Raw genomic sequence first — 22,500 nt, forward strand, 5'->3', positions numbered from 1 at the left:
TATCTGTATTATTAAATTTTGTTTAAATTTGGGAATTAAAATTTCGCAATGGCAGGATCATTAGAAAGGAAACCCAGAATAATGAATGGCATCGATCTGAAGGATATAAGAATCGGTCTTTTGTCTGCACTGTTTATTTACGGTCTGTTCGGTATTCTCGATCCATTCATGATGCCAATTAATTATAAATCAGCCTGGTTTATTAGATATGTTATTATTTTACCTGCCATAGTTCTCGTTTGGATTTATACTTATCATAAAAGTTTTACGCATCGAACAAATGAAAAATTACTAGTCCTTTTATTAGCTGGGCAGATTGGTATTATTTCAATGATTGCAGCTTCAGAACCAGGAGAAAATGCATTTTGGGGATATTATGCAGGGTCAATATTGGTTTTTTTGTGGGCCGGATTTGTTTTTAAGTTTTCATTCATTTATTCTACAATTGTATTCTTCGTTGTTGTGTTTTCATATGATGCAATTGCTGTTTTCGATCAACATTTGTTAAGCCATGGTATGCATTCTGAGGAATTTACATGGTTTTTAGGTAATAATTTCTTCCTTATAAGTTCTGGTGTTTTGGCAGTGATTGGATCGAACAGGTTACAACAATCCAACAAAAAAATAGAAGAGGAAAATATAAAGTATAAACTGGCGAAGGAAAAAGCAGAAGAGAGTGATCGGCTTAAGTCAGCCTTTCTGGCCAATATGAGCCACGAGATCAGAACACCGCTGAATGCAATCCTGGGATTTTCGCACTTGCTGAAAGATGAAGAAGCTGATGAGGAAGAGGTCAAACAGTTTTTGGGTCTTATTAATAATTCGGGGAATAATTTATTGCGGATTATCAACGATATTATTGATATTTCAAAAATAGAGGCCGGGCAATTGAGCGTTACCAAATCCAGATTTAATATTAACGAAGTTCTTAGGAATGTCGCACAGAAATACCAGAATCTGGACATTTACAATACGAATGGAGATGTAGAGTTTATCGTCAATACGCCTGTGAAAAATGATGACCTGCAGATAAGAAGTGATATTCAACGCCTGGAACAGGTTTTGGATAACCTTATTAATAACGCATTTAAATTCACGCGAAACGGGAGAATAGAGGTTGGTTACAAGGTCAGATCAAAAGAAGGTTATGGTTACCTTGAATTTTTTGTAAAAGATACAGGTAAAGGAATTCCAACTGATAAGCAGCATATCATTTTTGAACGTTTCCGTCAGGTTGAGGAAGATATTTACCACGAAGGAGCAGGTTTGGGACTTAGCATTTGTAAAGGAATACTTAAGCTGCTTGAAGGTGATATCTGGTTCGAATCAGAAGAGAATAAAGGGACCACATTTTGTTTTACACTGCCACTGTAATTATAGCCATCCGTTAAAGTAAAACATGTTATTAAAACAATTTCTCAGATCCGCCTCCTGTTCAAATATTCCGTAAAATGTCGATCCGCTTCCCGACATAGATGCATATAGTGCACCGTTTGCATAAAGGATTTCTTTTAGTCTGATCAATTCAGGAAATGATTTAAATACTGAATTCTCAAAATCATTCTTAAGTACCTGCTTCCATTCGCTCACCGGTAACTGAATAATATCTGAGATGGATAGTTCAGGCATTGACGGTTTTACATTTTTATAAGCCAGAGGAGTAGGTATGCCTACAGCGGGCTTTACTAAAACAAGAAAATAATCTTTCAGGCTAAATTCCACTGGTTTTATTATATCTCCAATCCCGCTTACCAATGCAGGCTTGTTATAAATAAAAAAAGGACAATCGGCACCAATCAATACCGAAAGATCAGCGAGCTGCTGTTCGTTCAGATGTAATTTGAAAAGTTCATTAAGCCCGGAAAGACAAAAAGATGCATCTGACGAACCTCCGCCGAGACCTCCGCCAAATGGAATGGATTTATGCAAATGAATATTTACCGGTGACAAGCTGTATTTTGCCTTTAAAATATTATAGGCTTTAAGAACCAGATTATCATCAGGTTTTGAGTCCAGTTTGATCCCTGTTTCACTAAAGCTGAATTCTTCCGATACAGCAATCTCAAGTTTATCCCTGAGGGGAACAGGATAGAACAGTGATTCTAAATTGTGATAACCATCGGGTCGTTTATTTATGATGTTCAGCCCTAGATTGATTTTGGCATTTGGATAAAGGATCATTGGATCAGTTTTAAGCAAAAATAAGCATAGAAAATGAATAACCTGATATCCAAAGGTAAAAGGCGAAAAGACAGCAAACTTTTCACAACTTATAAACAAAAAAGCCTTACTGTATTTTTTTGACTGTAAGTACGATATAAAAGTCATCAACAAACTCGTCTTTCCATCCTGATTTATCCGATGTGTTTGCTAAATTTGACCTCAGTTTCTACCTGGAGGAACCTACTAATTTAACATAACACACATTTTTAAACAGGAATAATAATGGCTCAGAAAAACACGAGGTCTGCTCAGTACAAACCGACAGTCCCTGCAAATGAATTTGGTAAACTTCCGCCGCAGGCAATTGAACTGGAAGAAGCGGTACTTGGTGCACTGATGCTCGAAAAAAGCGCTTATCCGGCTGTTGGTGATATACTTAAGTCAGATTCATTTTATAAAGAGTCACATCAGAAAATATATTCAGCTGTTGTTGATCTTTTTTCCAAGGAAGAACCGATCGACCTGCTCACTGTAACTGAGCAGCTGAAAAAGAAAGGATTACTTGAGGAAATAGGTGGGCCTGTATATATTTCCCAGTTAACGACCAAGGTAGCTTCTGCAGCACATATTGAATACCATGCCCGGATTATCGCACAGAAATATCTTCAGCGTGAGCTGATACGCGTTTCTACAGAAATTCAGAATAATGCCTATGATGAGAGTCTGGATGTGGATGAGCTTCTGGAATCAGCAGAAAACAGCATCTTTGAGATCTCGCAGGTTGGTGTTAAAAATGAAACGACACAAATTAACCCGGTTATTGAAGAAGCTATACATAACATCGAGGAAGCATCGAAACAGAAAGAAGGGTTGAGTGGTGTGCCGTCCGGTTTCAGAAAACTGGATAAAATAACTTCAGGATGGCAGAATTCCGATTTGATTATTCTTGCAGCCCGTCCAGCAATGGGTAAAACAGCCTTCATTCTTTCGATGACCCGGAATATTGCCCTGGATTTTAACAGACCTATTGCCATTTTTTCCCTTGAAATGAGCAATGTTCAGTTGGTAAACCGTCTTATTTCCAGTGAATGTGAAATTGAAGGTGAGAAAATTAAAAATGGTCGCCTGAGTCATGAAGAGTGGGACCATTTGAATCATAAAATTAAAAACCTGCAGGATTCTCCCATTTTCGTAGATGACACCCCCGGTTTATCCATTTTTGAACTCAGGGCCAAATGTCGAAGACTAAAACAAAAGCATAATATCTCGGCAATCTTTATTGACTACCTTCAGTTGATGAATGCAAAAGATATGAAACCGGGAAGCAGGGAGCAGGAGGTAAGTTTGATTTCCCGTTCCCTGAAGGGACTGGCGAAGGAACTGAATGTGCCAATCGTTGCGCTTTCGCAGCTCAATCGTGGCGTGGAAGGCAGAACCGGCTATGAAGGTAAGCGACCACAGTTATCAGACCTGCGTGAATCGGGTGCTATTGAGCAGGATGCGGATATGGTGTTATTTATTCATCGTCCTGAATATTATGGGATTACAGAAGATCCTGACGGAAATGATTTGATTGGGGTTGCTGAGGTGATCATTGCGAAACACCGAAATGGTGCTACAGGTACTGTTCAGATCAGGTTCAGGAAAGAGCTGGCCAAATTTATTGATCCTGAAGATGATTTCACCGGGAATTATCCCGGAGCAGGTGAACCCATAACGCTGAGTTCCAAGATGAACAGTTATGAAGAGGACTTCGGCTCACAGTCGAATGATTTTAACAGGCCGGGAGGTGGTGAGGACCGTCCGTTTTAATTCGCTTTAATTTTTAGTATCTTCGGAAAAATTTTTTCTATGGAAAACGAATCCGTTGTCATTCGTCTCAAGGACGCAGAGATCAGTCACAGGGAACTGGTCGTATTGCGGGATGTTAATCTGGAAGTTAAAAAAGGTGAGTTCATCTATTTAACGGGAAAAACAGGAACGGGCAAAAGCAGTCTTCTGCGTACACTTTACGCCGATATTCCGTTGCTCAGCGGTGAAGGTGAGGTGGCTGGCTATGACCTGCAAAAACTTAAAAACAGGGAAATTCCTTTTTTACGTAGAAAGATTGGCATTGTTTTTCAGGATTTTCAGTTGTTATATGACCGCAATGTCAGTGCAAATCTGGAATTTGTTCTTAAAGCAACAAACTGGAAGGATAAAAAGATGATTGATAACAGGATTAATGAGGTTCTGGATCATGTGGGAATGAAAAATAAAGGCTATAAAAAACCCCATGAGCTTTCAGGAGGAGAGCAGCAGCGTGTTGCTATAGCCAGGGCACTGCTGAATAAGCCGGAACTGATTTTGGCTGATGAACCAACCGGAAATCTTGATTTTGAAACATCTACGCAGATAATGAAGATTTTACAGCTGATCAGAGATGAAGGAACCACAATACTTATGGCTACGCATAATTCAAGCCTTCTGGAGGTTTTTCCCGGACGGGTGATTAATTTTCAGGAAAGTATTTTGGTGGAGGAAAGCAACTGATTATCGTCTTATCAGGGGACGTATCAATTCTTCAAGGCCGTTAACTTTAATTTCATACATTTCTTTTAAAAGATTCCCGAGCTTTCCTTCAGGAAAACCTTTCTGTCGGAACCAGACCAGGTAAGGTTCGGGAAGGTCAACCAAATACCTGTTTTTATATTTTCCGAATGGCATGCGTGTATTCGCCAGCTTTATTAAATGATCTTTATTAAACAGTTCCATTAAAAAGTACTTTAACCTTTTCAATTCTTGCTTCAAGTGGCATCGTTACATCTATCCAGTGAATCTTAAAACCCCGTCGTTCCATCCCTCTGAACCATGTCATTTGCCGTTTGGCAAACTGATGAATGGCAATCTCCAGTGATGCGTACATGTCTTCCCGCGAAATTTCACCTGTCACGTATTGGGTTACAAATTTATATTCCAGGCCGTAATAGATTAAATCTTCGGGTGAGATGCCCTTATCCAGCAGGGTCTTTACCTCTTCAATCATGCCTTCATCAAGACGTGACTTCAACCGGTGACTTATTTTTTTTCTTCGAAGCTCCCTGTCGATAGACACACCAATTATCAGCGGACTGATAGCAGGGTATTCCGTATTGTCAATTTCATGCTCCCTGTAGTAATCCGCTATTTCAATCGCCCTGATGGCTCTTCTTTTAGTATCAGTATCGGTACTGTTGTGCAGTGTTTTATATGTTTTTAAAATTGCTTCAAGTTCAGTTAAGGTGTGAGGTTCCAGTTTTTGTCTTAAAGCTGTGTTTTTAGGAACATTGACCAGTTTATAACCTTTCAGAACAGCCTCGATATAGAGACCTGTGCCACCGCAGAGCAGAGGAAGTTTGTTTCTGCGCGATATATCTTCAAATGCAGCTATAAAGTCACGTTGGTATTCGTATACATTATACTTATAGCCTGCATCCACTATATCAATCAGATGGTAGGGAACAGGAGTTCCCTCAGCGGTATATTCCTGCAGATCCTTACCGGTTCCGATGTCCATTCCCCTGTAAAGCTGACGACTGTCGCCACTGATGATCTCTCCGTTAAACGCCTTTGCCAATGCTACGGCAAACCCAGTTTTACCGGAAGCCGTGGGACCAACAATTGTAAGCAGATTATATGCCGATTTTGGATCGTTTTTCATATTCCGGGTCAAAATAACAAAGAAAAAAGTAATATTAGTTAACTGATCAATTTAATTTGCAGGCCATGTATAAAATTGATTAATTTTGCGCCAATAAACGCATTGTATGAGTTATAAAACCTTATTTAACCGCTTAAAAAATTTAATCATCTCACCTTCGGCAGAATGGAAGGAAATCGATAAGGAGGAGTTATCAGGACTGAATGCTGTGCATCAGTTTGCGCTTCCGCTTATTGCTTTATCAGCAATTGCTGCCTTTATCGGTACTGCAATTTACCTTGAAGGTTTTAATGTTGAGGAATCGCTTAAAAAGGCTTTACTGGTTTTTGTGAGTTTGTTTTCAAGCATCTATGTTTCCATGGGAGCCATATATTTTTTAATGCCTAAATTCAACCTTTCACAGGATCGTAATAAGGTATTTCGTTTTGTGGCTTATGCATCGGCAGTGATTTTTGCCATAAAATTTATTACAGAGTTGATCCCTGAACTTTTTTTTCTGAAAATACTGAATTTATACACGGCATTCATTGTCTGGGAAGGTGTAACACCTATATTTGAAGTGAATGAAAAAGATAAAGCCAGTTTTGTGGTATTTTGCTCCTTTGTAATCATTGCCGGAAACTATGCCGTATTTAGTTTGTTACGTATATTAATGCCGGGGTTCTGAATATGAATAAAACACAGAATAACATTAATATCAAAAACAAACGGGCTGCGTTTGACTATGAACTGATAGAAAAGTTCAATGCCGGTCTTGTGCTGACAGGAACTGAAATAAAATCGATAAGAGATGGCAAGGCCAGTCTTGTGGATTCTTACTGTTATTTTGCCAATGGGGAATTATGGATTAAATCCATGAATATATCCGAGTATTTTTATGGGTCATACAACAATCACAACTCCACACGCGACCGTAAGCTTTTATTACAGAAAAAGGAACTGCGTAAGCTCGACCGGAAAATTAAGGAATCAGGATTGACCATTATTCCGGTCAGACTTTTTATCAATGAAAAGGGCTATGCCAAACTGCAGATTGCGCTTGCCAAAGGGAAAAAGGAATACGATAAACGGCAGACCCTAAAGGAGAAAGATGATAAGCGCCAGATGGATCGTTTTATGAAGCGTTAAAGATGATTAAGGCATTTAAATTCAGATAATACTGGATATAACTTTAATATTCAGTTTTTCAGGCAATTTCTCCGGCACCTTCCCGAACTACTTCTGGTTCAGCTAATGTACAGTCAATAACTGTTGAAGGGATATTGCTGCCAAATCCACCGTCAATAACCATATCTACCATATTCCCGTATTTTTCATGAATCAGTTCAGGATCCGTAATGTATTCAAGAACGGCATCGTCAGAGTGTATGGATGTGCCTACGAGAGGGACACCAAGTAAAGCTGTAATTTCTTTAACAATGTTATTGTCCGGAACACGGATACCAATACTTTTTTTCTTACTGCGAAACAGTTTGGGTACATTATTATTCGCTTCAAGAATAAATGTAAAAGGCCCCGGAAGGTTATTACGCATCAGCTTAAATACCGGATTGGATATGGGTTTGGTGAACTGCGACAGTTGGCTCAGATCGGAACAAAGCAATGAAAGGTTATAGGAATTTTTCTGCTTTAACTGATGAATCTTATCTATCCCTCTAGGGTTGTTTAAAGAACAGCAAAAGGCATAAATGGTATCAGTTGGAATGATGATAACCCCGTTATTCCGGAGTATCTCCACAACTTCTTCAACCTGCTTTGGGTTTGTGTCTTTTTCGTATAATTTCAACAACATAACCGTTCTTTTATGTGAAAATACGAATAAAAACACCACTATAAGCCTTTTGTGGATAAAAATTGTTTAACTATTTCCATAATCAGAAAAAAGGAGCGCTTAAAGTTTTTTATATTTGTTACAAATTAATGATCGTGAGTAGAAAAATAATTATAGCAATTGACGGATATTCTTCCTGTGGCAAGAGCACACTTGCCAAAGATCTGGCAAAAGAATTAGGTTATGTGTATGTTGATTCCGGAGCAATGTACCGGGCCGTTACCCTTTACTGCATTGATAATCATATCATACAGGACGGGAATTTACATGCCGAAAGTCTAAAATTTGCCATGCATGATATTCAGGTTGGATTTCGGTATGATCCCTTGCATAATGAAAATATTACCCTTCTAAACGGAAAAGATGTTGAAAAGGAGATTCGTTCAATGGAGGTTTCCCGGTTTGTCAGTCAGGTGAGTGCGCTGAAGTACGTTAGAGAGGCCATGGTGCATCTTCAGAGGCAGATTGGAAAAGAAAAGGGAATCGTTATGGATGGAAGGGATATCGGCACCGTTGTTTTTCCTAAAGCTGAACTTAAGATTTTTCTGGTGGCCAAACCGGAAATCCGGGCTAAAAGACGGTTTGATGAATTGAAATCAAAAGGATACGAAGTCAGCATTAAGGAAATTGTTGAAAATATTAATCACCGTGATCAATACGATACAAGCAGAGCAGAGAGTCCGTTACGAAAAGCACTGGATGCCATAGAACTGGATAACAGCTTTCTGAATCCGGGACAACAGCTGGAAAGGGTTCTTTCTATAGCGAGAAAAAAAATAGCAGATGGCGTACAAAATTGAAATTGATGGTGGGTCGGGATTTTGTTTTGGAGTTGTCAATGCCATAAAAAAGGCTGAGGATGTACTGAACAGGGGAGAAGAACTTTACTGCCTGGGCGATATTGTTCATAACAGCATGGAGGTTGAACGTCTTGAAAAGCTCGGACTGAAAACTATAGATTATCAAACCTTTGAAACACTGCAAAACGCTACTGTCTTGTTGCGTGCTCATGGAGAGCCGCCTTCTACCTATGAGACAGCTAAAAGAAACAACATAACACTTATTGATGCTACCTGTCCTGTTGTTCTTCAACTTCAGAAAAGGGTAAAAAAAGGATATCATTCCGCACAGGAGGGGAAAGGACTCGTGGTGATTTACGGGAAAAAGGGACACGCTGAAGTAAACGGACTGGTAGGACAAACCAATAACGAAGCTGTAGTGGTGGAGAATGAAGATGATTTGAACGGATTGAATTTCAATCAACCGATATATCTCTATTCCCAAACTACAAAACAGGAGGAAGGACTGCTGGATATTGAACACGAAATACTGGACAGACTGGGTGAAAACGGTGTTCTGGAAATGCATAATTCGATATGCAGACAGGTCTCCAGACGTGTGCCGGGAATAAAGGAATTTGCAGAACATAACGATCTGGTTTTATTTGTAAGTGGCAGAAAAAGTTCAAATGGTAAAATGCTTTATGAAGCCTGTAAACAGGCGAATGCTGAGTCTTATTTTATATCTTCCGCCGATGAACTGGACTATACCTGGCTGATGGGGAAGCATAACATTGGAATCTGTGGTGCAACTTCCACGCCCCGCTGGTTAATGGATGAGGTGGCAGAAAAAGTAAAGAAACATCTGGATATATATAAAGCGCTGTAATTTGATTATTTTTGTGTTGAAATAATTCAGATTATGGATCGTTCTTAAACAGAACGCAAAAAGTGAATAGATGAAGAATCTGATAATTATAGTATTTGTTTTAATCTTTGGAACAGTAAGCGCACAGGAATTTAATTGTAAAGTGTCTGTAACGCACCGTTCAATCCAAAGCACCAATGTCTCCGTTTTTGAGAATATGGAAAAGACCATTAGTGAGTTCATGAATAACCGCAAGTGGACCAATGACGAATTTAAGCCTAAGGAAAGGATTGACTGCAATTTTCTGATCAATCTTACCGATATGCAAAATAATGAGAATTTTTCCGGAACGCTGACAATCCAGGCCCGTCGTCCGGTGTATAATTCATCCTACAATACACTGATGTTTAATTATATCGATAAAAACTTTGCATTTACTTTTGTGGAGTTTGATCCGTTGATATTCAACGAAAACACCTTCGATAATAATCTGACATCGGTCCTTGCATATTATGCGTACATCATTCTGGGGATGGATTATGACTCCTTTGGACCTATGGGCGGACAACCATTTTTTCAGGTTGCTGAACACATCGTTAATAATGCGCAGAATGCATCAGAATCGGGATGGAAAGCCATGGAGAGCAGAACCAACCGTTACTGGCTCATTGAACAACTGTTGCACGATGATTTTAAACCATTCCGGATGTTCATGTACAATTATCACAGACAAGGCCTGGACCTGATGGCGGATAATCCGGTTGAAGGATTGAAGAATATAAAGAAGGCTATTCCTACACTGCAGGATCCGTACAGAAAACAACCCACTGCTATATTATTTCAGATTTTTGCAGACACCAAATACGAAGAGTTTATTAATCTGTTTAAACCGCATGATGCTGCTACCCGAAGCGAGATCGGAACGATTTTAAAAACGATTGATCCCCAGCACATTCAGGATTATGACAGGATGATTTCTGGTTAAACCTACTTTTATGCTCAGATCTTTATCCATTCGGAATTTTGCGTTGATCCAAAACCTGAATATCAGGTTTTATGATGGCATGTCGGTCATAACCGGTGAAACCGGTGCTGGAAAATCCATCATGCTCGGGGCTTTGAATATGATTCTTGGTCAACGGGCCGATTTGTCTGCTATCATTAATAAAGAGGAAAAATGTGTGGTGGAGGCACAATTCAGGATTGAAGGTTATAGTCTGGAAGGGTTTTTCAAAAATAATGACCTGGATTACGATCATCAAACCATCATCAGAAGGGAGATAACGCCCTCAGGAAAATCGAGAGCTTTTATTAATGACACTCCGGTGACACTTGATATACTCAGGGTGTTGACCGAATCACTGATTGATATTCATTCGCAACATGAAAACCTGTTATTAAACGATAGCAGCTTTCAGCTTCAGATTGTGGATGGAATGGCCAGAAATTCTGCTGTCTTAAATGAATATCAAAAAGCCTATCAGCTTTGGTTCAGATTAAAGAAGGAGTTACAGGAACTTCAGGATGCAGCAGATAAGGCTGCTGCCGATAAGGACTATTTTCAGTTTCAGTTTGATCAGTTGGCTGATGCCGGTTTAACAGACCGGGATGAACAGAACCATCTGGAGGAAGAACTTGAAGCCTTGACCCATGCTGAAGAGATTAAAATGGCTTTGTCACTGATTTCAGGATCTGTTGATGATGAAAGCGGGGGAGTATTGAACCGGCTGACTGAAGCAAGAAATGCAGCACACCGGATCAGTCCTTTTCTGTCTCTGGCAGAGGATTTTGACAAACGACTGGAAAGTGTTATTATAGAATTAAAAGATATTGCAGGTGAGGCAGAACTCAGAGCCGGTGATATTGAGTACCTGCCTGAACGAATTAGTGAGATTACAGACAGATTAAACCAGTTGAACGATTTACAGCATAAACACAGAGCCGGAAGCATTGAGGAACTCATGCAGCTGAAAGAGGATCTGGAAACAAAGTTATCGGCTATTTCGGGTTATGAAGATGCCATCCTGGATAAGGAAAAGGAAGTGAATAAAGCATTCTTCATCCTGGAAAATACCGCTGATCAATTATCAGTGTCCAGAAAAAAAGTACTTCCTCTTCTGGAAAAACAATCATCGGAACTGTTGCATGAACTGGGAATGCCGAATGGAGTGTTAAGGGTACAGCACGAAGCTGTTTCTGCTTTTAGTGCATCAGGAAGAGACAGGATCACCTTTTTATTTTCGTCCAATAAAAAACATGCACCACAATCTCTTTCCAGAATTGCGTCAGGAGGTGAAAAATCCCGGCTGATGCTGGCTTTAAAAAGTCTGTTATCTTCAAGTAAGGCGCTTCCAACAATTGTTTTTGATGAAATTGACACCGGAATTTCCGGTCTAATAGCTGCTAAAATGGGTAAAATAATGGAAAGAATGGGTGAGACAATGCAGGTTGTAACCATAACCCATTTACCTCAGATTGCAGCCTGTGGATCACACCATTATAAGGTGTTCAAACTGGATGGTGAAAAGCCATCTTCGAATGTGGTTGAATTGCAGCAGGATGAACGGTTACATGAAATTGCAACGTTGCTGAGTTCAGAAAATGTGACTGAAACCGCCTTGAACAATGCCCGTGAACTGATGGGAAACTAGTTTATTCTTTGCACGGTTCCGGATGTATGGTGGCTTCCATGTTCATTTCTTTCCTTACGTCTTTCTCTATTTTTAATGTTATCTCATGGGCCTGATCCAGTGTCATCTCCGGATTCATTCGAATATGAAAGGTAATTTCGGAATGCCTTCCATATTTGTGAATATGAATGTGGTGAACGGTATCGCTCTCAATGTATCTGTCGCAAATGGATTTTAGTATTTTTAAAGTCCTGTTATCCGGTTCATCTCCCAAAATCCGGTTAGCACTGTCATTTATAATTTCAATGGCAGCATATAAAATGAGCAAAGCTACTGCAATACTTAACACTGCATCGGCCCACCAGAAATGTTTGCCTAAAAATATACCGGCTAAAACCACAAGTGAAGAGAAAGCATCGCTACGGTGATGCCAACCGTCTGCTTTTACACTTCTGGATTCCGTTTTTTTAAAGATCCGGAAGGCGTATTGAGCCATTCCCTCCTTCGAAATTATTGAAACAATAGTTACAATAATAGCTACAATGCCAAAATTTGCAGCCTCTCTGTTTTTAAAGCGCGATATACCTTCCATAAAGAACTCCCATGCTACTGCTGCAAGCAGGGCTCCAATGAGCAAGGCGATGACGAGTTCGGCTCTTCCGTGGCCAAAAGGATGCTCTTTGTCGGCTGGTTTTTCAGATAGTTTAGCTCCGAATAAGACCAGAATAGAACTGAAGGAATCAGATAGGGTATGCCATGCATCAGCAATTAGTGCCGCTGATGAAGATACAATACCTGCCCAGAATTTTATACCGAACAGAATAATATTACCAAATACGGATACCCAGCCTTCGCGCTGGTTAAGCTTTTCAGGGGTCATATTTATTTATTTACAACAGAACTGTATGTTCCAGTAAAATCTTTAAACCAATGCCTATGAGGATGATTCCTCCAATAATTTCAAAAGGCAATTTACGGCTTTTGGAAAATCTGGCACCCATAAATATACCAATTAATGACATAAAAAAGGTGGTAACTGCTATTATTGTAGATGCATTAATGGGGGCAGAATTGAGTAAGATGGCAAAACTTACTCCAATAGCAAGTGCATCAATGCTTGTTGCAATGGATAATCCTATGATTACGTTTAATTTTGAGGGACAGAAGTTTCGCTTAGCTTCGTGCTTGCTTCCTTCATAAATCATTTTAAGTCCCAGAAAAAACAGCAACCCAAAAGCAATCCAGTGATCCAGCGATTCAATATGTTCTTTAAAGCTTAAGCCGAGATAGTATCCAATCATGGTCATTCCGCCCTGGAATAGGCCCATAAAGAAAGCAGTGAGCAAAAAATCCCTGAGAATAACTTTACGATGAATTACGCCACAGGACACAGATACAGTAAAACTATCCATGGAAAGTCCCAACGCAATGATTATGAGTGTGACGAGGTTCATTTTTGCAATTAAAATGCAAAAATAAACCATAGTCCGTAATTTCAAAAAAATCAGGCCTTAATTGATTCGAAACCTTCACCAAAGACGCCCATTACTGATCCCTGACTGATGAATGCCGTCGGATCAATCTCTTTTACAATCCTGAATACTTCAAGGGCTTCGGGTTTGCGTACCACAACCATCACTATTTTACGTTCTTCTTTGGAATACCATCCGGTGCCTTCAATTAGCGTAACGCCGCGGTTCATATCGGTATTGATCCGGTCGGCTATCAATTCGTATTTTTTTGAAAAAATCATAAACTGAACGGACTGCTTAACACCGCTGATCACCAGGTCGATAGTGTACGATGCAATGGCCATTGCAGTCAGACCATAAACAATTGTTTCAATCTTTTTAAATACAAAGTAGGATGAACCGATAATGATAACATCACAAAACAGAATAACTTTACCAGGACTTGTGTGTCTGTATTTATTATAGATTGATGCGATGATGTCGGTTCCTCCGGTACTGCCACCTCCCGAGAATACCATTCCGGTTCCTACACCCGAAAGAATACCTCCAATTACACAGGCCATAAATGGTTCCTGCACTGCCGGTTCATGAATATAATGCTGAAACAATGCAAGAAAGCCGGTTAAGACGGCAACACCATAAATGGTTTTTAAACCGTAGCCCGGTCCCAGTATTTTAAAAGCCAGAATAAGTAATAATACATTAACCAAAAGGTATGTCAGAGCAACAGGAATTCCTGTGGAAAAATAAATAATTGTTCCAACACCAGCAATTCCACCACCGGTGATATCAGATGGAATAAGAAAAGCCGTCCATCCTATTGAGAATATAAAAAGACCAAAAGTGATGGATATATATGGCCATAATCTGGTTTGCATTAAACGACTCATAGCTTCAAAAAATTTTTTGCAAAAGTATAACTACGAATCAGAGAAAATACATGAGTTTAATCAGGTTTTTTACAGAATTTTCGGGATGATTACGGGTGTTAATTATCTGTATTTCAGTGCTGTAAAATCAGTGGTTCTATGAATAGTGTTTTTTTTGCTACAACTTTGCCCTCGTAGTAAGTGCTCAGGGTCCATTTCCCGATTTTGTCACTAACCGGTTCCCATATTGTATCACCAAGAAAAAACTCCCAGTCGTTGCCATTTACATAATGTTCTCCGGTAAATGGTGGCCTTGTTTTACCCTTGTCATCTTTAAAGGGCGGATGTTCAATTTTAAATTCAAGTCGAATGCCCTTACCCCGTTTTATTTTGAGCAGGTAACCGAATTCAATATCAATTTCTGCAGGAATACGATCAGTTATTTTGATAATCTTTGGTATGTCTTTCGAATCCCGGTCCCATTTAGAATAAATGCCGTATGTATATATTTCAAAAGAAGGCTTTTGCTTCGGCATGTCAGGAATCAGTTTTTGAGATCGATGCTGTACATTAGCGTCAATTCAAGTGTTTTGTTAAACTGGCTTCCTGGATTAATCCATGGGTTGGTACCAACGGCATCAGTGAGATCAGCAATTGGGAAAATATCGTTTGTAAATCTCAGGTTTACAGCAAACTTCTCGTTTATATGATAGCCAACACCAAGTAAAAAACAAAGTTCTCCGTAATAAAATTCATCCGATTGTATAGGATAGTTTTCTTCATTCAGCTTAACTCCGCCTTCAAGGAAACTGTAATGAAAAAGATAGCCCAGTCCAAATCCACCTTCAAGAAACCAGTTTGTCTGAAGGTTATACTGGAGCAAAACAGGAAGCTGTAGGTAATTGAGGCGGGTGGTTTCACTGATTATACCTTCTTCAGGAACAGGAAGCTTGGCCTTTCCTTTTTGTATGTATCGTAGTTCCCCATGTATGTCTATGTCGTCGGTTATGGGATAGGCTACCCAGCCACCAAATGTTATGCCTGCTTTATTATAGCCACCGAGAAAATCGCCGTCAATCTGACTGGCCAGCACACCACCGATTAAACCACCTTCGAACTTCTGAGCCTGGATTGATGTGGTAATGACAACGGAAAATATGGCAATGAGAATTAATTTATACATGTTGCATCAGTTTTTGTTTTAAAATGTCAATACCGGCGGCTGCCTTACTTTTAATAACCTCAGTTTTATAGAGCAATCCTGCCGGATCCGGATCCATTAAAAACAGCGGTATATCTTTGGGTGCATAATGGATAAGGCCTGCTGCCGGATACACATTCATTGAGGTGCCTATAACAACGAATATATCTGCTTTTTCACAAATGGGGATGGCATCTTCTATCGCAGGAACCGCTTCACCAAAAAACACAATGTGGGGGCGAAGTTGAAAACCCTTTTCACATGAATCGCCCATATGCGTCTCATAATTAGCCGGATTAAGATCGTATATCAAAGATTCATCACCGGTGGAACGCACTTTCATCAGCTCTCCGTGAAGATGAAGTACATCTTTTGATCCCGCCATTTCATGCAAATTATCTACATTCTGCGTTATTATATGAACATTGAAAAAACGTTGAAGATCAGCCAGACCATAATGGGCATTATTGGGTTTTGCGTCAAGCAGCTGCTTTCTTCGCATGTTATAAAAGTCCAGTACAAGTTCAGGATTGCGGTCCCAGCCCTGAGGACTGCAAACTTCCATTACATCGTATTGCTCCCAGAGTCCTCCCATATCCCGAAAGGTTCTTAATCCGCTTTCGGCACTTATACCTGCTCCTGTGAGAACAACGAGATTTTTCATTAGTCTTCAGTTCTGATATAATATTCTTTTTTTAACCAAAAAATTCCTGTACACTTTCTGTTATATATAACAACTGATCGTCCGAAAGTTCAGTATGCATCGGAAGGGAAATAACTTCTTTGCACAATTTTTCACTCACCGGAAATGCGCCTTCATTGTATCGGGGATCTATATAAGCCTTTTGCAGGTGTAGGGGAACCGGGTAGTAAACCATGGCAGGAATCCCTTTATCATTCAGAAAATCCTTTAATGCATCCCGTTTGCCGTTCTTAACACACAAGGTATACTGGTGAAATACATGGGTGGATACAGGTGAACGGTGTGGAGTCTGAAGCTCTTCGATTGCATTAAAGGCATTATCGTAATAGGTTGCAGCTGCATTTCGGCGTGATCCGAAATCATCAAGTTGTTTTAATTTCACATCCAGAATTGATGCCTGAATACCGTCCAGACGACTATTCACTCCAACCATGTCGTGATAATAACGAACCATCATGCCATGGTTTGAGATTGCTCTGATTTTAGCAGCTAACTCATCGTTGTTTGTAAACATTGCACCACCATCGCCATAACAACCCAGGTTTTTTGAAGGGAAAAAAGACGTGCAACCAATATCACCTAATGTACCTGACTGACATACTGAACCATCCTTTCCCAAATAATTTGATCCTATAGACTGACAAGCATCTTCAACAACATACAGATTGTTCAGTTTTGCCAGTTCCAGGATGGCATCCAGATCAGCATTCTGTCCAAACAGATGAACCGGTATGATTGCTCTTGTTTTTGGAGTAATAGCAGCTTTTACGGCCTCTGCAGAAATATTATAGGTGTCAGGTTCAACATCGACCAAAACGGGGGTTAGACCAAGCAATGCGATGATTTCTGCTGAAGCAATAAACGTAAATGTTGGTGCAATCACTTCATCACCGGGTTTGAGATCAAGAGCCATTAGAGCTATTTGCAAAGCATCCGTTCCGTTTCCGCAAGCTATCACATGTTTTACGCCTAAAAATCCGGCCAGATTATCTTCAAACTGTTTAACTGCCGGTCCTTTTACAAAAGCTGTGGAGTCGATAACGTTTTGAATAGCGGCATCAATTTCATCCTTCATGCGCAAATATTGTGACCTCAGGTCAACCATCTCAATTTTATTCATTTGTTTTTTTAATTTCTTACAACTTAATACTAATCACTTGCTAACTCATTTCTCCCTGTGTTCCCTGTATAATTTTGCCAGGGAATCTTTGGCCCTGTATAACTGACTTTTGACTGTTCCCATCGGCAGATTCAGTTTTTCAGCAATTTCTTCATACGATAGTTCATTATAATAACGCAAACGTATCAGCTCCTGCCAGAAGGGTTTCAGCTTTTCTATCAGTCTCTCCAGTTTTTTATACTCCTGCTGACGGATCATATTTTCTTCCGGTCCGGGCTGATCATCCTGTATCACAGATGTGGGTTCAAGGCCATTATCATCATTGTCTTCTATGGAGGTAATCAGTTTTTTTGATCTTCGCATAAAATCAATGGTGTGATTGGTTGCAATACTGAATAACCAGGTGCTGAAAGCATAGTCTTCGGAATACTGATCCAACGATTTAAAAACCTTTCCGAACACTTCTGCTGTAAGATCTTCTGCATCACTGTAGTTGTTCACCATTTTAAGCAAGGTAAAGTAAATGGCATCGTAATAGAAATCCATTAACGAAGAGAAGGCCGTACTATCTCCGTTCAGAGCTTTTTTTATGAGTTCCTGATCCCGTTTTTTCTGTTTGCTGTCCCTGTTTATTTCCATTTAATTCCTTTAGGATTGCGTAAATTCTTAAAACTCAGCCATGCATTGAATATGGGCATAACTATATCGAACATCCAGAAGGTGAAAATAAGGTGTGGCTGTTTAAGTTTTTTAGCTGTAAGGTTAATGATGAGGCCCTGAATAAGGAACCGAAAACCGAAAACCGACAGTATTAACCATGGATAGGGAATTAGGATCAATGCAAAAATCAAAGCGGTGTAAAAAAGAAAACGGGAGCCAATCTCCATTCCAAGGCGCCATTTATCACCGAACCGGTAATATCTGCCTGTGGTTAGATGTCGTCGTTTTTGTATGAACCAGTCTTTCCAGTTATTTTTTGCTTTAGTAAGAACATGCGACTCAGGTGAAATTTCAACGGCACAATTCGTTCTGGTTGCCACTTTGTTTATGAACAGGTCATCATCACCGGACATCAGCTGGATATAGGGTGAAAAACCTTTTTGCTGAAAGAAAAGAGACTTTCTGTAAGACAGATTTCTTCCTACGCCCATATAAGGCCGTTTGGCAAGGGCAGAACCGAGATACTGAATTCCTGTAAAAAGATTATCAAATCTTATCATCCTGTTTATGAATCCCCTGGCTTTCAAAACCGGACTGTATCCAATGACAACATCTATGCCGTCTCTGTAGTTTTGAACCATACGTTTTAACCAGTCTTTGCCTGCCGGTTTACAGTCTGCATCTGTAAACACAAGAATATCATTTTTTGCTGCCTTAATACCAAGAGACAGTGCCATCTTCTTGCCATGTTTAAAAACCGGATCAAAATGAATACGTGTGGTATACAGATTGGAATATTGTTTTTTAAGTTGCTCAAGGACATCCCATGTTTCATCTTCGGAACAGTCATCAACTACCACGACCTGAAAATCAGGATATTCCTGTTCTAATATCGAAGGTAAATACTCCGGAAGGTTAAACTGTTCATTTTTTGCACTTATGATTACAGAAACAGGAGGTAGGGCATTATTCGTTGTAGTGGAAGTGACTTTTGAAAACAGAATCCTGCTGTAATACCAAAAATAGTAGAATAACTGAACTAGAAGTGCGGCTGCAAGTACCAGGGCAATTATCTGGCTTATTACCGGAAGTTGAGTAAAACTCTCAATGATCATCAACGTAGATATTTGAACCAAAAATCATAAAAAATATTCAAACCTACAAATCATTTTATGGATTTGAATTAGCTTTACGTCTAAAATTGTTTTCAGATAAAAACTACCATTTTAATGGGAAAAGATAATCATATTACGGATATACTACACCTTCATTTTATTGTTGTAATTCTTGGATTTACCGGAATACTTGGAAAGCTGATTACACTTTCTGCCATTGAGATGGTTTGGTATCGCATGCTGTTTGCAACTGCAGGATTGTTTATCTGGTTAAAGTGGTCAGGTAAAATGATAGTGCCTCAACGCCGATTTCTTTTAAAATACCTTGCTACAGGTTTTATTGTAGCCCTTCACTGGGTCGCTTTTTTCGGATCCATAAAATCTTCTACGGTGAGTGTGGCTTTGGCTTGTTTTGCCTCCACAACTTTGTTTACCAGTCTGTTGGAACCGGTTTTTAACAAAGCTAAAATCAGTCTGTCTGAACTTTTACTTGGCATGGTGATCATTATAGCCATCATTATTATCTTTAAATTCGAATCCGGTTATAGTCTTGGGATAATTCTGGGATTAATATCAGCCATTACCGGAGCACTTTTCATGGTGCTTAACAAAGGGTATCAGGTGCACCATAAACCGGTAATTATAACCCTGTTTGAAATGGCTGGTGGGTTCATTGCACTCTCATTTTTTCTTCCCTTTTACAATCTTTATTCACCTGTTTCACTTGCATTAAATGTTTCAGATCTGGTATGGCTGCTCATACTGGCCCTGGTGTGTACCGCTTACGCATTCATGGCTTCTATTCATGTGATGCGATCTCTCAGCGCATTTCAGGTTGTGTTAACGATAAATCTTGAACCGGTATACGGGATTTTTCTCGCATATCTTGTGTTCAGGGAATCGGAATTGATGACCCCCGGATTTTACTTTGGAACAGCAATACTTATTGCTGCAGTATTCGCATATTCACTTCTTAAACGAAAGCCCCGAAGTGTTAATTTATGATCGAACAAAATCAGATAACTACTGTTTTACTTATGGTTTAAAAAAATTTTTTAACAGCAAAATCAAATTTAAATGACAGCACTGTTTTATAGCTTTACTGCAAAAAAAAGTTCACAAGTAGCAAAACACATTATCGAGGAATGGGGAAAAGGGCTTGAAGTTGTTGATGTGGATAAGGCCCGTGGCGAAGATCTTGCCAAATATGATGCACTGATACTGGGCGTTCCTACATGGTTCGATGGTGAATTACCCTCCTATTGGGACGAAATGGTTCCTGAAATTGAAAATGCTGATCTGAAAGGTAAAAAAGCAGCGATTTATGGATTGGGAGATCAGAAAGGTTACCCTGAAAATTATGTTGACGGAATAGGGCTGATGGCCGATATTCTTATGGAACAAGGTATTGAAATTGTAGGACATACCTCTGCTGAAGGGTATAAGTTTGAGCGGTCAGTATCGTACCGAAACGGAGAATTTATCGGGTTGGCACTGGATTTTGAAAACCAGGCCGGTTTGTCTGAAGAAAGGATTAAGAATTGGGTAAAACAGTTGAAAAAGGAATTCTAGTTAAACTAGTATAAACCTCGTCTTATTAACTTAATGTAAATTGAAAAATGGAAAAACTCAATGCTTATTCCGACAAGGCTATTGAAATGATCATGGCCTATGCGCCGCAGTTGCTGTTGGCAATTGTGGTTTTAATTATTGGTTTGTGGATCATTAAAGGATTTACAAAGCAACTAAAGCGTATACTGGAAAAAAGAAATGTGGATGAGTCACTGCGTCCGTTTCTTCTCTCACTGATCAGTGCAGTACTGAAAATTCTGCTTGTCATTTCTGTAATGCAGATGGTAGGTGTTGCAATGACATCCTTTGTTGCTATTCTGGCTGCTGCAGGACTGGCTATTGGTATGGCACTCTCAGGTACACTGCAGAATTTTGCCGGTGGTGTCATGATTTTAATTCTTAAGCCGTTTAAGGTTGGTGATTTTATTGAATCATCGGGTCATGGTGGTGTTGTAAAAGAAATACAGATCTTTCACACCATTCTTGAAACACCTGATGGCAGAACAATTATTTTACCGAATGCTCCTGTATCCAACGGTGCGCTGGTAAATAAGACAACCAAACCGGTTCGTCGTGTGGATCTTACATTTGGTATTGGCTATGATGATGATATTGACAAGGCCAGAAAAGTTATTCATGATTATGTTGAATCTGACAGCCGGGTGTTAAAAGATCCTGCTCATCAGATTCTTGTTTCAGAGCTAGCGGACAGCTCGGTGAATTTTGCTGTTCGTCTTTGGGTGAATACCGGAGATTACTGGGCTGTGATGTTTGATACGACAGAAAACATTAAGAAGGCCTTTGACAAAAACAAAATTTCAATTCCTTTTCCCCAGAGAGATGTACATTTATTAAAAAACTAGACAAAGTAATTTAAGTTGAAAAACGTCCTCCAGGGGACGTTTTTTTTATACCTGTTATTTAACTTATTCTGTTAATTTTCTATTTTTGATTCCGTTAAAATTTGAGATATGGAAGCTGAAAAGATCAAGGTGCTTATTAGTACCCTTATTAAATATGCTACAGATTACGGACTGAAACTCATTTATGCGGTAGTGGTCCTTATTATTGGCTGGTGGACGATAAAGTTTGTAATGAAAGCTGTAAAACGGGCTTTTGAACGGAGAAACCTTGATTTGTCGTTACGCGGTTTCCTGACAAGCCTGATCAGTATTACACTGAAAGTGATCCTGTTCATCACCGTGGCCGGCATGCTGGGAATAGAGATGACGTCATTTCTGGCTGTACTCGGAGCAGCAGGACTGGCCATCGGTATGGCACTGAAAGGAACACTATCAAATTTCGCCGGCGGAGTAATGATTCTGATGCTTAAACCATTTAAAGTTGGTGAATACATTACCGGTGGAGGATATTCCGGTACGGTTAGCAGCATTTCTATCTTTAATACCACACTGCTTACTTTCGACAATATTATGGTTACCATACCAAACGGTCAGCTTTCTGAAGCAGCAACCATGAATTATACCCGTATGGATACCCGTAGAATAGATATTGAATTCGGAATCAGCTATTCAGATGATATTGATAAGGCTAAAAAGGTCATCACAGATGTATTAAAAGCTGAAAAACGCATTTTAGATGATCCTGAATTAGTTGTGGCAGTCAGATCGCTCGGAGACAGCAGTGTTAACATCACAACACGATCGTGGGTACGTACAGTAGAGTACTGGCAGGTCTATTTCGATATTGTCGAAAATGTTAAAAAGGCATTGGATAACAACGGAATTACCATTCCGTTTCCTCAGAGGGATGTACATCTGTACAATAAAGGCTAAAACAGTGACTGCCCCGGCAAACAGGCAAACATTCCGTTATTC

General features: G+C 39.6%; 26 protein-coding genes. 13 read left to right on the plus strand and 13 right to left on the minus strand.

All coding sequences use genetic code 11. The features are described 5' to 3' along the window. Window positions 1-48: 48 nt before the first annotated feature. Entirely contained in the window at window positions 49-1,374 is a 1,326-nt protein-coding gene (locus ACE1EF_RS00495; RefSeq protein ID WP_375718633.1) for a sensor histidine kinase, read from the plus strand. On the opposite strand, the gene ispE is transcribed toward ACE1EF_RS00495, so the two are convergent. Further along, window positions 1,375-2,181: a 4-(cytidine 5'-diphospho)-2-C-methyl-D-erythritol kinase gene (ispE, locus tag ACE1EF_RS00500; protein ID WP_375718634.1), complete on the minus strand. Its 807-nt coding sequence runs from the start codon at window positions 2,179-2,181 to the stop codon at window positions 1,375-1,377. 264 nt (window positions 2,182-2,445) lie between these two features. Between ispE and dnaB the strand changes: the two genes are divergently transcribed. Then, entirely contained in the window at window positions 2,446-3,975 is a 1,530-nt protein-coding gene (gene dnaB / locus ACE1EF_RS00505; RefSeq protein WP_375718635.1) for a replicative DNA helicase, read from the plus strand. A gap of 39 nt (window positions 3,976-4,014) precedes the next feature. Next, window positions 4,015-4,695, plus strand: a complete 681-nt coding sequence (locus ACE1EF_RS00510; RefSeq protein ID WP_375718636.1) for a cell division ATP-binding protein FtsE — start codon at window positions 4,015-4,017, stop codon at window positions 4,693-4,695. Here ACE1EF_RS00510 and ACE1EF_RS00515 read toward each other — a convergent pair whose 3' ends face one another. Both ACE1EF_RS00515 and miaA read right to left on the minus strand, forming a co-directional pair. Next, window positions 4,696-4,917 (minus strand): DUF3820 family protein, encoded by a 222-nt coding sequence (locus tag ACE1EF_RS00515; protein WP_375718637.1) that lies wholly within the window; start codon window positions 4,915-4,917, stop codon window positions 4,696-4,698. Next, complete coding sequence (miaA, locus tag ACE1EF_RS00520; protein ID WP_375718638.1) at window positions 4,904-5,842, minus strand: tRNA (adenosine(37)-N6)-dimethylallyltransferase MiaA; 939 nt, start codon at window positions 5,840-5,842, stop codon at window positions 4,904-4,906. Before miaA ends, ACE1EF_RS00515 begins: the two co-directional genes overlap by 14 nt. Window positions 5,843-5,948: 106 nt before the next feature. Here miaA and ACE1EF_RS00525 point away from each other — a divergent pair, with 106 nt between their 5' ends. Together ACE1EF_RS00525 and smpB are read left to right on the plus strand one after the other, a co-directional pair. Beyond that, complete coding sequence (locus ACE1EF_RS00525; RefSeq protein WP_375718639.1) at window positions 5,949-6,509, plus strand: Yip1 family protein; 561 nt, start codon at window positions 5,949-5,951, stop codon at window positions 6,507-6,509. Between the two features lie 2 nt (window positions 6,510-6,511). Then, complete coding sequence (gene smpB / locus ACE1EF_RS00530) at window positions 6,512-6,970, plus strand: SsrA-binding protein SmpB (RefSeq protein ID WP_375718640.1); 459 nt, start codon at window positions 6,512-6,514, stop codon at window positions 6,968-6,970. 58 nt (window positions 6,971-7,028) lie between these two features. Here smpB and ACE1EF_RS00535 read toward each other — a convergent pair whose 3' ends face one another. Further along, a complete protein-coding gene (locus ACE1EF_RS00535; protein WP_375718641.1) occupies window positions 7,029-7,634 on the minus strand; it encodes an L-threonylcarbamoyladenylate synthase in 606 nt (201 codons plus the stop codon). A gap of 134 nt (window positions 7,635-7,768) precedes the next feature. Between ACE1EF_RS00535 and cmk the strand changes: the two genes are divergently transcribed. The 4 genes from cmk to recN all read left to right on the plus strand — a co-directional run bounded on the left by cmk (window position 7,769) and on the right by recN (window position 11,971). Continuing rightward, the gene (cmk, locus tag ACE1EF_RS00540; protein ID WP_375718642.1) at window positions 7,769-8,473 is read left to right on the plus strand and encodes a (d)CMP kinase; all 705 of its coding nucleotides are present in this window, start codon (window positions 7,769-7,771) and stop codon (window positions 8,471-8,473) included. Next, the gene (locus tag ACE1EF_RS00545) at window positions 8,457-9,341 is read left to right on the plus strand and encodes a 4-hydroxy-3-methylbut-2-enyl diphosphate reductase (RefSeq protein WP_375718643.1); all 885 of its coding nucleotides are present in this window, start codon (window positions 8,457-8,459) and stop codon (window positions 9,339-9,341) included. Before cmk ends, ACE1EF_RS00545 begins: the two co-directional genes overlap by 17 nt. A 70-nt stretch (window positions 9,342-9,411) precedes the next feature. Continuing rightward, entirely contained in the window at window positions 9,412-10,305 is an 894-nt protein-coding gene (gene porD, locus ACE1EF_RS00550) for a type IX secretion system protein PorD (RefSeq protein WP_375718644.1), read from the plus strand. 10 nt (window positions 10,306-10,315) lie between these two features. Beyond that, a complete protein-coding gene (gene recN, locus ACE1EF_RS00555) occupies window positions 10,316-11,971 on the plus strand; it encodes a DNA repair protein RecN (RefSeq protein WP_375718645.1) in 1,656 nt (551 codons plus the stop codon). A 1-nt stretch (window position 11,972) separates the two neighbouring features. Here the strand turns inward: recN and ACE1EF_RS00560 are convergent, their stop codons facing one another. The 9 genes from ACE1EF_RS00560 to ACE1EF_RS00600 form a co-directional block, all read right to left on the minus strand. Beyond that, entirely contained in the window at window positions 11,973-12,830 is an 858-nt protein-coding gene (locus ACE1EF_RS00560; protein ID WP_375718646.1) for a cation diffusion facilitator family transporter, read from the minus strand. A gap of 10 nt (window positions 12,831-12,840) precedes the next feature. Next, on the minus strand, window positions 12,841-13,434 hold the full coding sequence (locus ACE1EF_RS00565; RefSeq protein WP_375718647.1) for a manganese efflux pump MntP: 594 nt from the start codon (window positions 13,432-13,434) through the stop codon (window positions 12,841-12,843). 20 nt (window positions 13,435-13,454) lie between these two features. Then, on the minus strand, window positions 13,455-14,312 hold the full coding sequence (locus tag ACE1EF_RS00570; RefSeq protein ID WP_375718648.1) for a YitT family protein: 858 nt from the start codon (window positions 14,310-14,312) through the stop codon (window positions 13,455-13,457). A gap of 113 nt (window positions 14,313-14,425) precedes the next feature. Further along, entirely contained in the window at window positions 14,426-14,827 is a 402-nt protein-coding gene (locus ACE1EF_RS00575; protein ID WP_375718649.1) for a DUF3859 domain-containing protein, read from the minus strand. An 8-nt stretch (window positions 14,828-14,835) separates the two neighbouring features. Beyond that, window positions 14,836-15,474 carry a porin family protein gene (locus ACE1EF_RS00580; protein WP_375718650.1) on the minus strand — a complete coding sequence of 213 codons (639 nt, stop codon included), beginning with the start codon at window positions 15,472-15,474 and terminating at the stop codon, window positions 14,836-14,838. After that, window positions 15,467-16,156: an SIR2 family NAD-dependent protein deacylase gene (locus ACE1EF_RS00585; protein WP_375718651.1), complete on the minus strand. Its 690-nt coding sequence runs from the start codon at window positions 16,154-16,156 to the stop codon at window positions 15,467-15,469. The genes ACE1EF_RS00580 and ACE1EF_RS00585 overlap by 8 nt, the downstream gene beginning before the upstream one ends. Window positions 16,157-16,187: 31 nt before the next feature. Continuing rightward, complete coding sequence (locus tag ACE1EF_RS00590; RefSeq protein ID WP_375718652.1) at window positions 16,188-17,315, minus strand: DegT/DnrJ/EryC1/StrS family aminotransferase; 1,128 nt, start codon at window positions 17,313-17,315, stop codon at window positions 16,188-16,190. A 45-nt stretch (window positions 17,316-17,360) separates the two neighbouring features. Further along, window positions 17,361-17,954 carry an RNA polymerase sigma factor gene (locus tag ACE1EF_RS00595; protein WP_375718653.1) on the minus strand — a complete coding sequence of 198 codons (594 nt, stop codon included), beginning with the start codon at window positions 17,952-17,954 and terminating at the stop codon, window positions 17,361-17,363. Next, window positions 17,945-19,090 (minus strand): glycosyltransferase, encoded by a 1,146-nt coding sequence (locus ACE1EF_RS00600; protein WP_375718654.1) that lies wholly within the window; start codon window positions 19,088-19,090, stop codon window positions 17,945-17,947. The genes ACE1EF_RS00595 and ACE1EF_RS00600 overlap by 10 nt, the downstream gene beginning before the upstream one ends. A gap of 114 nt (window positions 19,091-19,204) precedes the next feature. Here ACE1EF_RS00600 and ACE1EF_RS00605 point away from each other — a divergent pair, with 114 nt between their 5' ends. From ACE1EF_RS00605 to ACE1EF_RS00620, 4 genes are all read left to right on the plus strand, one after another. Next, window positions 19,205-20,095, plus strand: coding sequence for a DMT family transporter (locus ACE1EF_RS00605; RefSeq protein WP_375718655.1), 891 nt, complete (start codon window positions 19,205-19,207; stop codon window positions 20,093-20,095). A 72-nt stretch (window positions 20,096-20,167) separates the two neighbouring features. After that, on the plus strand, window positions 20,168-20,662 hold the full coding sequence (locus ACE1EF_RS00610; RefSeq protein ID WP_375718656.1) for a flavodoxin: 495 nt from the start codon (window positions 20,168-20,170) through the stop codon (window positions 20,660-20,662). 47 nt (window positions 20,663-20,709) lie between these two features. Then, window positions 20,710-21,525 (plus strand): mechanosensitive ion channel family protein, encoded by an 816-nt coding sequence (locus tag ACE1EF_RS00615; protein WP_375718657.1) that lies wholly within the window; start codon window positions 20,710-20,712, stop codon window positions 21,523-21,525. A 108-nt stretch (window positions 21,526-21,633) separates the two neighbouring features. After that, window positions 21,634-22,458: a mechanosensitive ion channel family protein gene (locus tag ACE1EF_RS00620; protein ID WP_375718658.1), complete on the plus strand. Its 825-nt coding sequence runs from the start codon at window positions 21,634-21,636 to the stop codon at window positions 22,456-22,458. Window positions 22,459-22,500: the final 42 nt, after the last annotated feature.

Source organism: Quyinboa sediminis (assembly GCF_042219855.1).
Taxonomy (GTDB): domain Bacteria; phylum Bacteroidota; class Bacteroidia; order Bacteroidales; family UBA5342; genus JBHJHP01.

What these genes read in the sequence shown, in the direction of transcription:
- ACE1EF_RS00525 (WP_375718639.1), top strand. Translation starts at nt 5,949, where the DNA reads ATGAGTTATAAAACCTTATTTAACCGCTTAAAAAATTTAATCATCTCA.
- ACE1EF_RS00545 (WP_375718643.1), top strand. Translation starts at nt 8,457, where the DNA reads ATGGCGTACAAAATTGAAATTGATGGTGGGTCGGGATTTTGTTTTGGA.
- ACE1EF_RS00600 (WP_375718654.1), bottom strand. Translation starts at nt 19,090, where the DNA reads ATGATCATTGAGAGTTTTACTCAACTTCCGGTAATAAGCCAGATAATT.
- ACE1EF_RS00495 (WP_375718633.1), top strand. Translation starts at nt 49, where the DNA reads ATGGCAGGATCATTAGAAAGGAAACCCAGAATAATGAATGGCATCGAT.
- ACE1EF_RS00560 (WP_375718646.1), bottom strand. Translation starts at nt 12,830, where the DNA reads ATGACCCCTGAAAAGCTTAACCAGCGCGAAGGCTGGGTATCCGTATTT.
- ACE1EF_RS00615 (WP_375718657.1), top strand. Translation starts at nt 20,710, where the DNA reads ATGGAAAAACTCAATGCTTATTCCGACAAGGCTATTGAAATGATCATG.
- smpB (WP_375718640.1), top strand. Translation starts at nt 6,512, where the DNA reads ATGAATAAAACACAGAATAACATTAATATCAAAAACAAACGGGCTGCG.
- ACE1EF_RS00605 (WP_375718655.1), top strand. Translation starts at nt 19,205, where the DNA reads ATGGGAAAAGATAATCATATTACGGATATACTACACCTTCATTTTATT.
- porD (WP_375718644.1), top strand. Translation starts at nt 9,412, where the DNA reads ATGAAGAATCTGATAATTATAGTATTTGTTTTAATCTTTGGAACAGTA.
- ispE (WP_375718634.1), bottom strand. Translation starts at nt 2,181, where the DNA reads ATGATCCTTTATCCAAATGCCAAAATCAATCTAGGGCTGAACATCATA.
- ACE1EF_RS00580 (WP_375718650.1), bottom strand. Translation starts at nt 15,474, where the DNA reads ATGTATAAATTAATTCTCATTGCCATATTTTCCGTTGTCATTACCACA.
- ACE1EF_RS00515 (WP_375718637.1), bottom strand. Translation starts at nt 4,917, where the DNA reads ATGGAACTGTTTAATAAAGATCATTTAATAAAGCTGGCGAATACACGC.
- ACE1EF_RS00590 (WP_375718652.1), bottom strand. Translation starts at nt 17,315, where the DNA reads ATGAATAAAATTGAGATGGTTGACCTGAGGTCACAATATTTGCGCATG.
- dnaB (WP_375718635.1), top strand. Translation starts at nt 2,446, where the DNA reads ATGGCTCAGAAAAACACGAGGTCTGCTCAGTACAAACCGACAGTCCCT.
- ACE1EF_RS00620 (WP_375718658.1), top strand. Translation starts at nt 21,634, where the DNA reads ATGGAAGCTGAAAAGATCAAGGTGCTTATTAGTACCCTTATTAAATAT.
- ACE1EF_RS00510 (WP_375718636.1), top strand. Translation starts at nt 4,015, where the DNA reads ATGGAAAACGAATCCGTTGTCATTCGTCTCAAGGACGCAGAGATCAGT.
- ACE1EF_RS00570 (WP_375718648.1), bottom strand. Translation starts at nt 14,312, where the DNA reads ATGAGTCGTTTAATGCAAACCAGATTATGGCCATATATATCCATCACT.
- miaA (WP_375718638.1), bottom strand. Translation starts at nt 5,842, where the DNA reads ATGAAAAACGATCCAAAATCGGCATATAATCTGCTTACAATTGTTGGT.
- ACE1EF_RS00565 (WP_375718647.1), bottom strand. Translation starts at nt 13,434, where the DNA reads ATGGTTTATTTTTGCATTTTAATTGCAAAAATGAACCTCGTCACACTC.
- ACE1EF_RS00575 (WP_375718649.1), bottom strand. Translation starts at nt 14,827, where the DNA reads ATGCCGAAGCAAAAGCCTTCTTTTGAAATATATACATACGGCATTTAT.
- recN (WP_375718645.1), top strand. Translation starts at nt 10,316, where the DNA reads ATGCTCAGATCTTTATCCATTCGGAATTTTGCGTTGATCCAAAACCTG.
- ACE1EF_RS00595 (WP_375718653.1), bottom strand. Translation starts at nt 17,954, where the DNA reads ATGGAAATAAACAGGGACAGCAAACAGAAAAAACGGGATCAGGAACTC.
- ACE1EF_RS00610 (WP_375718656.1), top strand. Translation starts at nt 20,168, where the DNA reads ATGACAGCACTGTTTTATAGCTTTACTGCAAAAAAAAGTTCACAAGTA.
- ACE1EF_RS00535 (WP_375718641.1), bottom strand. Translation starts at nt 7,634, where the DNA reads ATGTTGTTGAAATTATACGAAAAAGACACAAACCCAAAGCAGGTTGAA.
- ACE1EF_RS00585 (WP_375718651.1), bottom strand. Translation starts at nt 16,156, where the DNA reads ATGAAAAATCTCGTTGTTCTCACAGGAGCAGGTATAAGTGCCGAAAGC.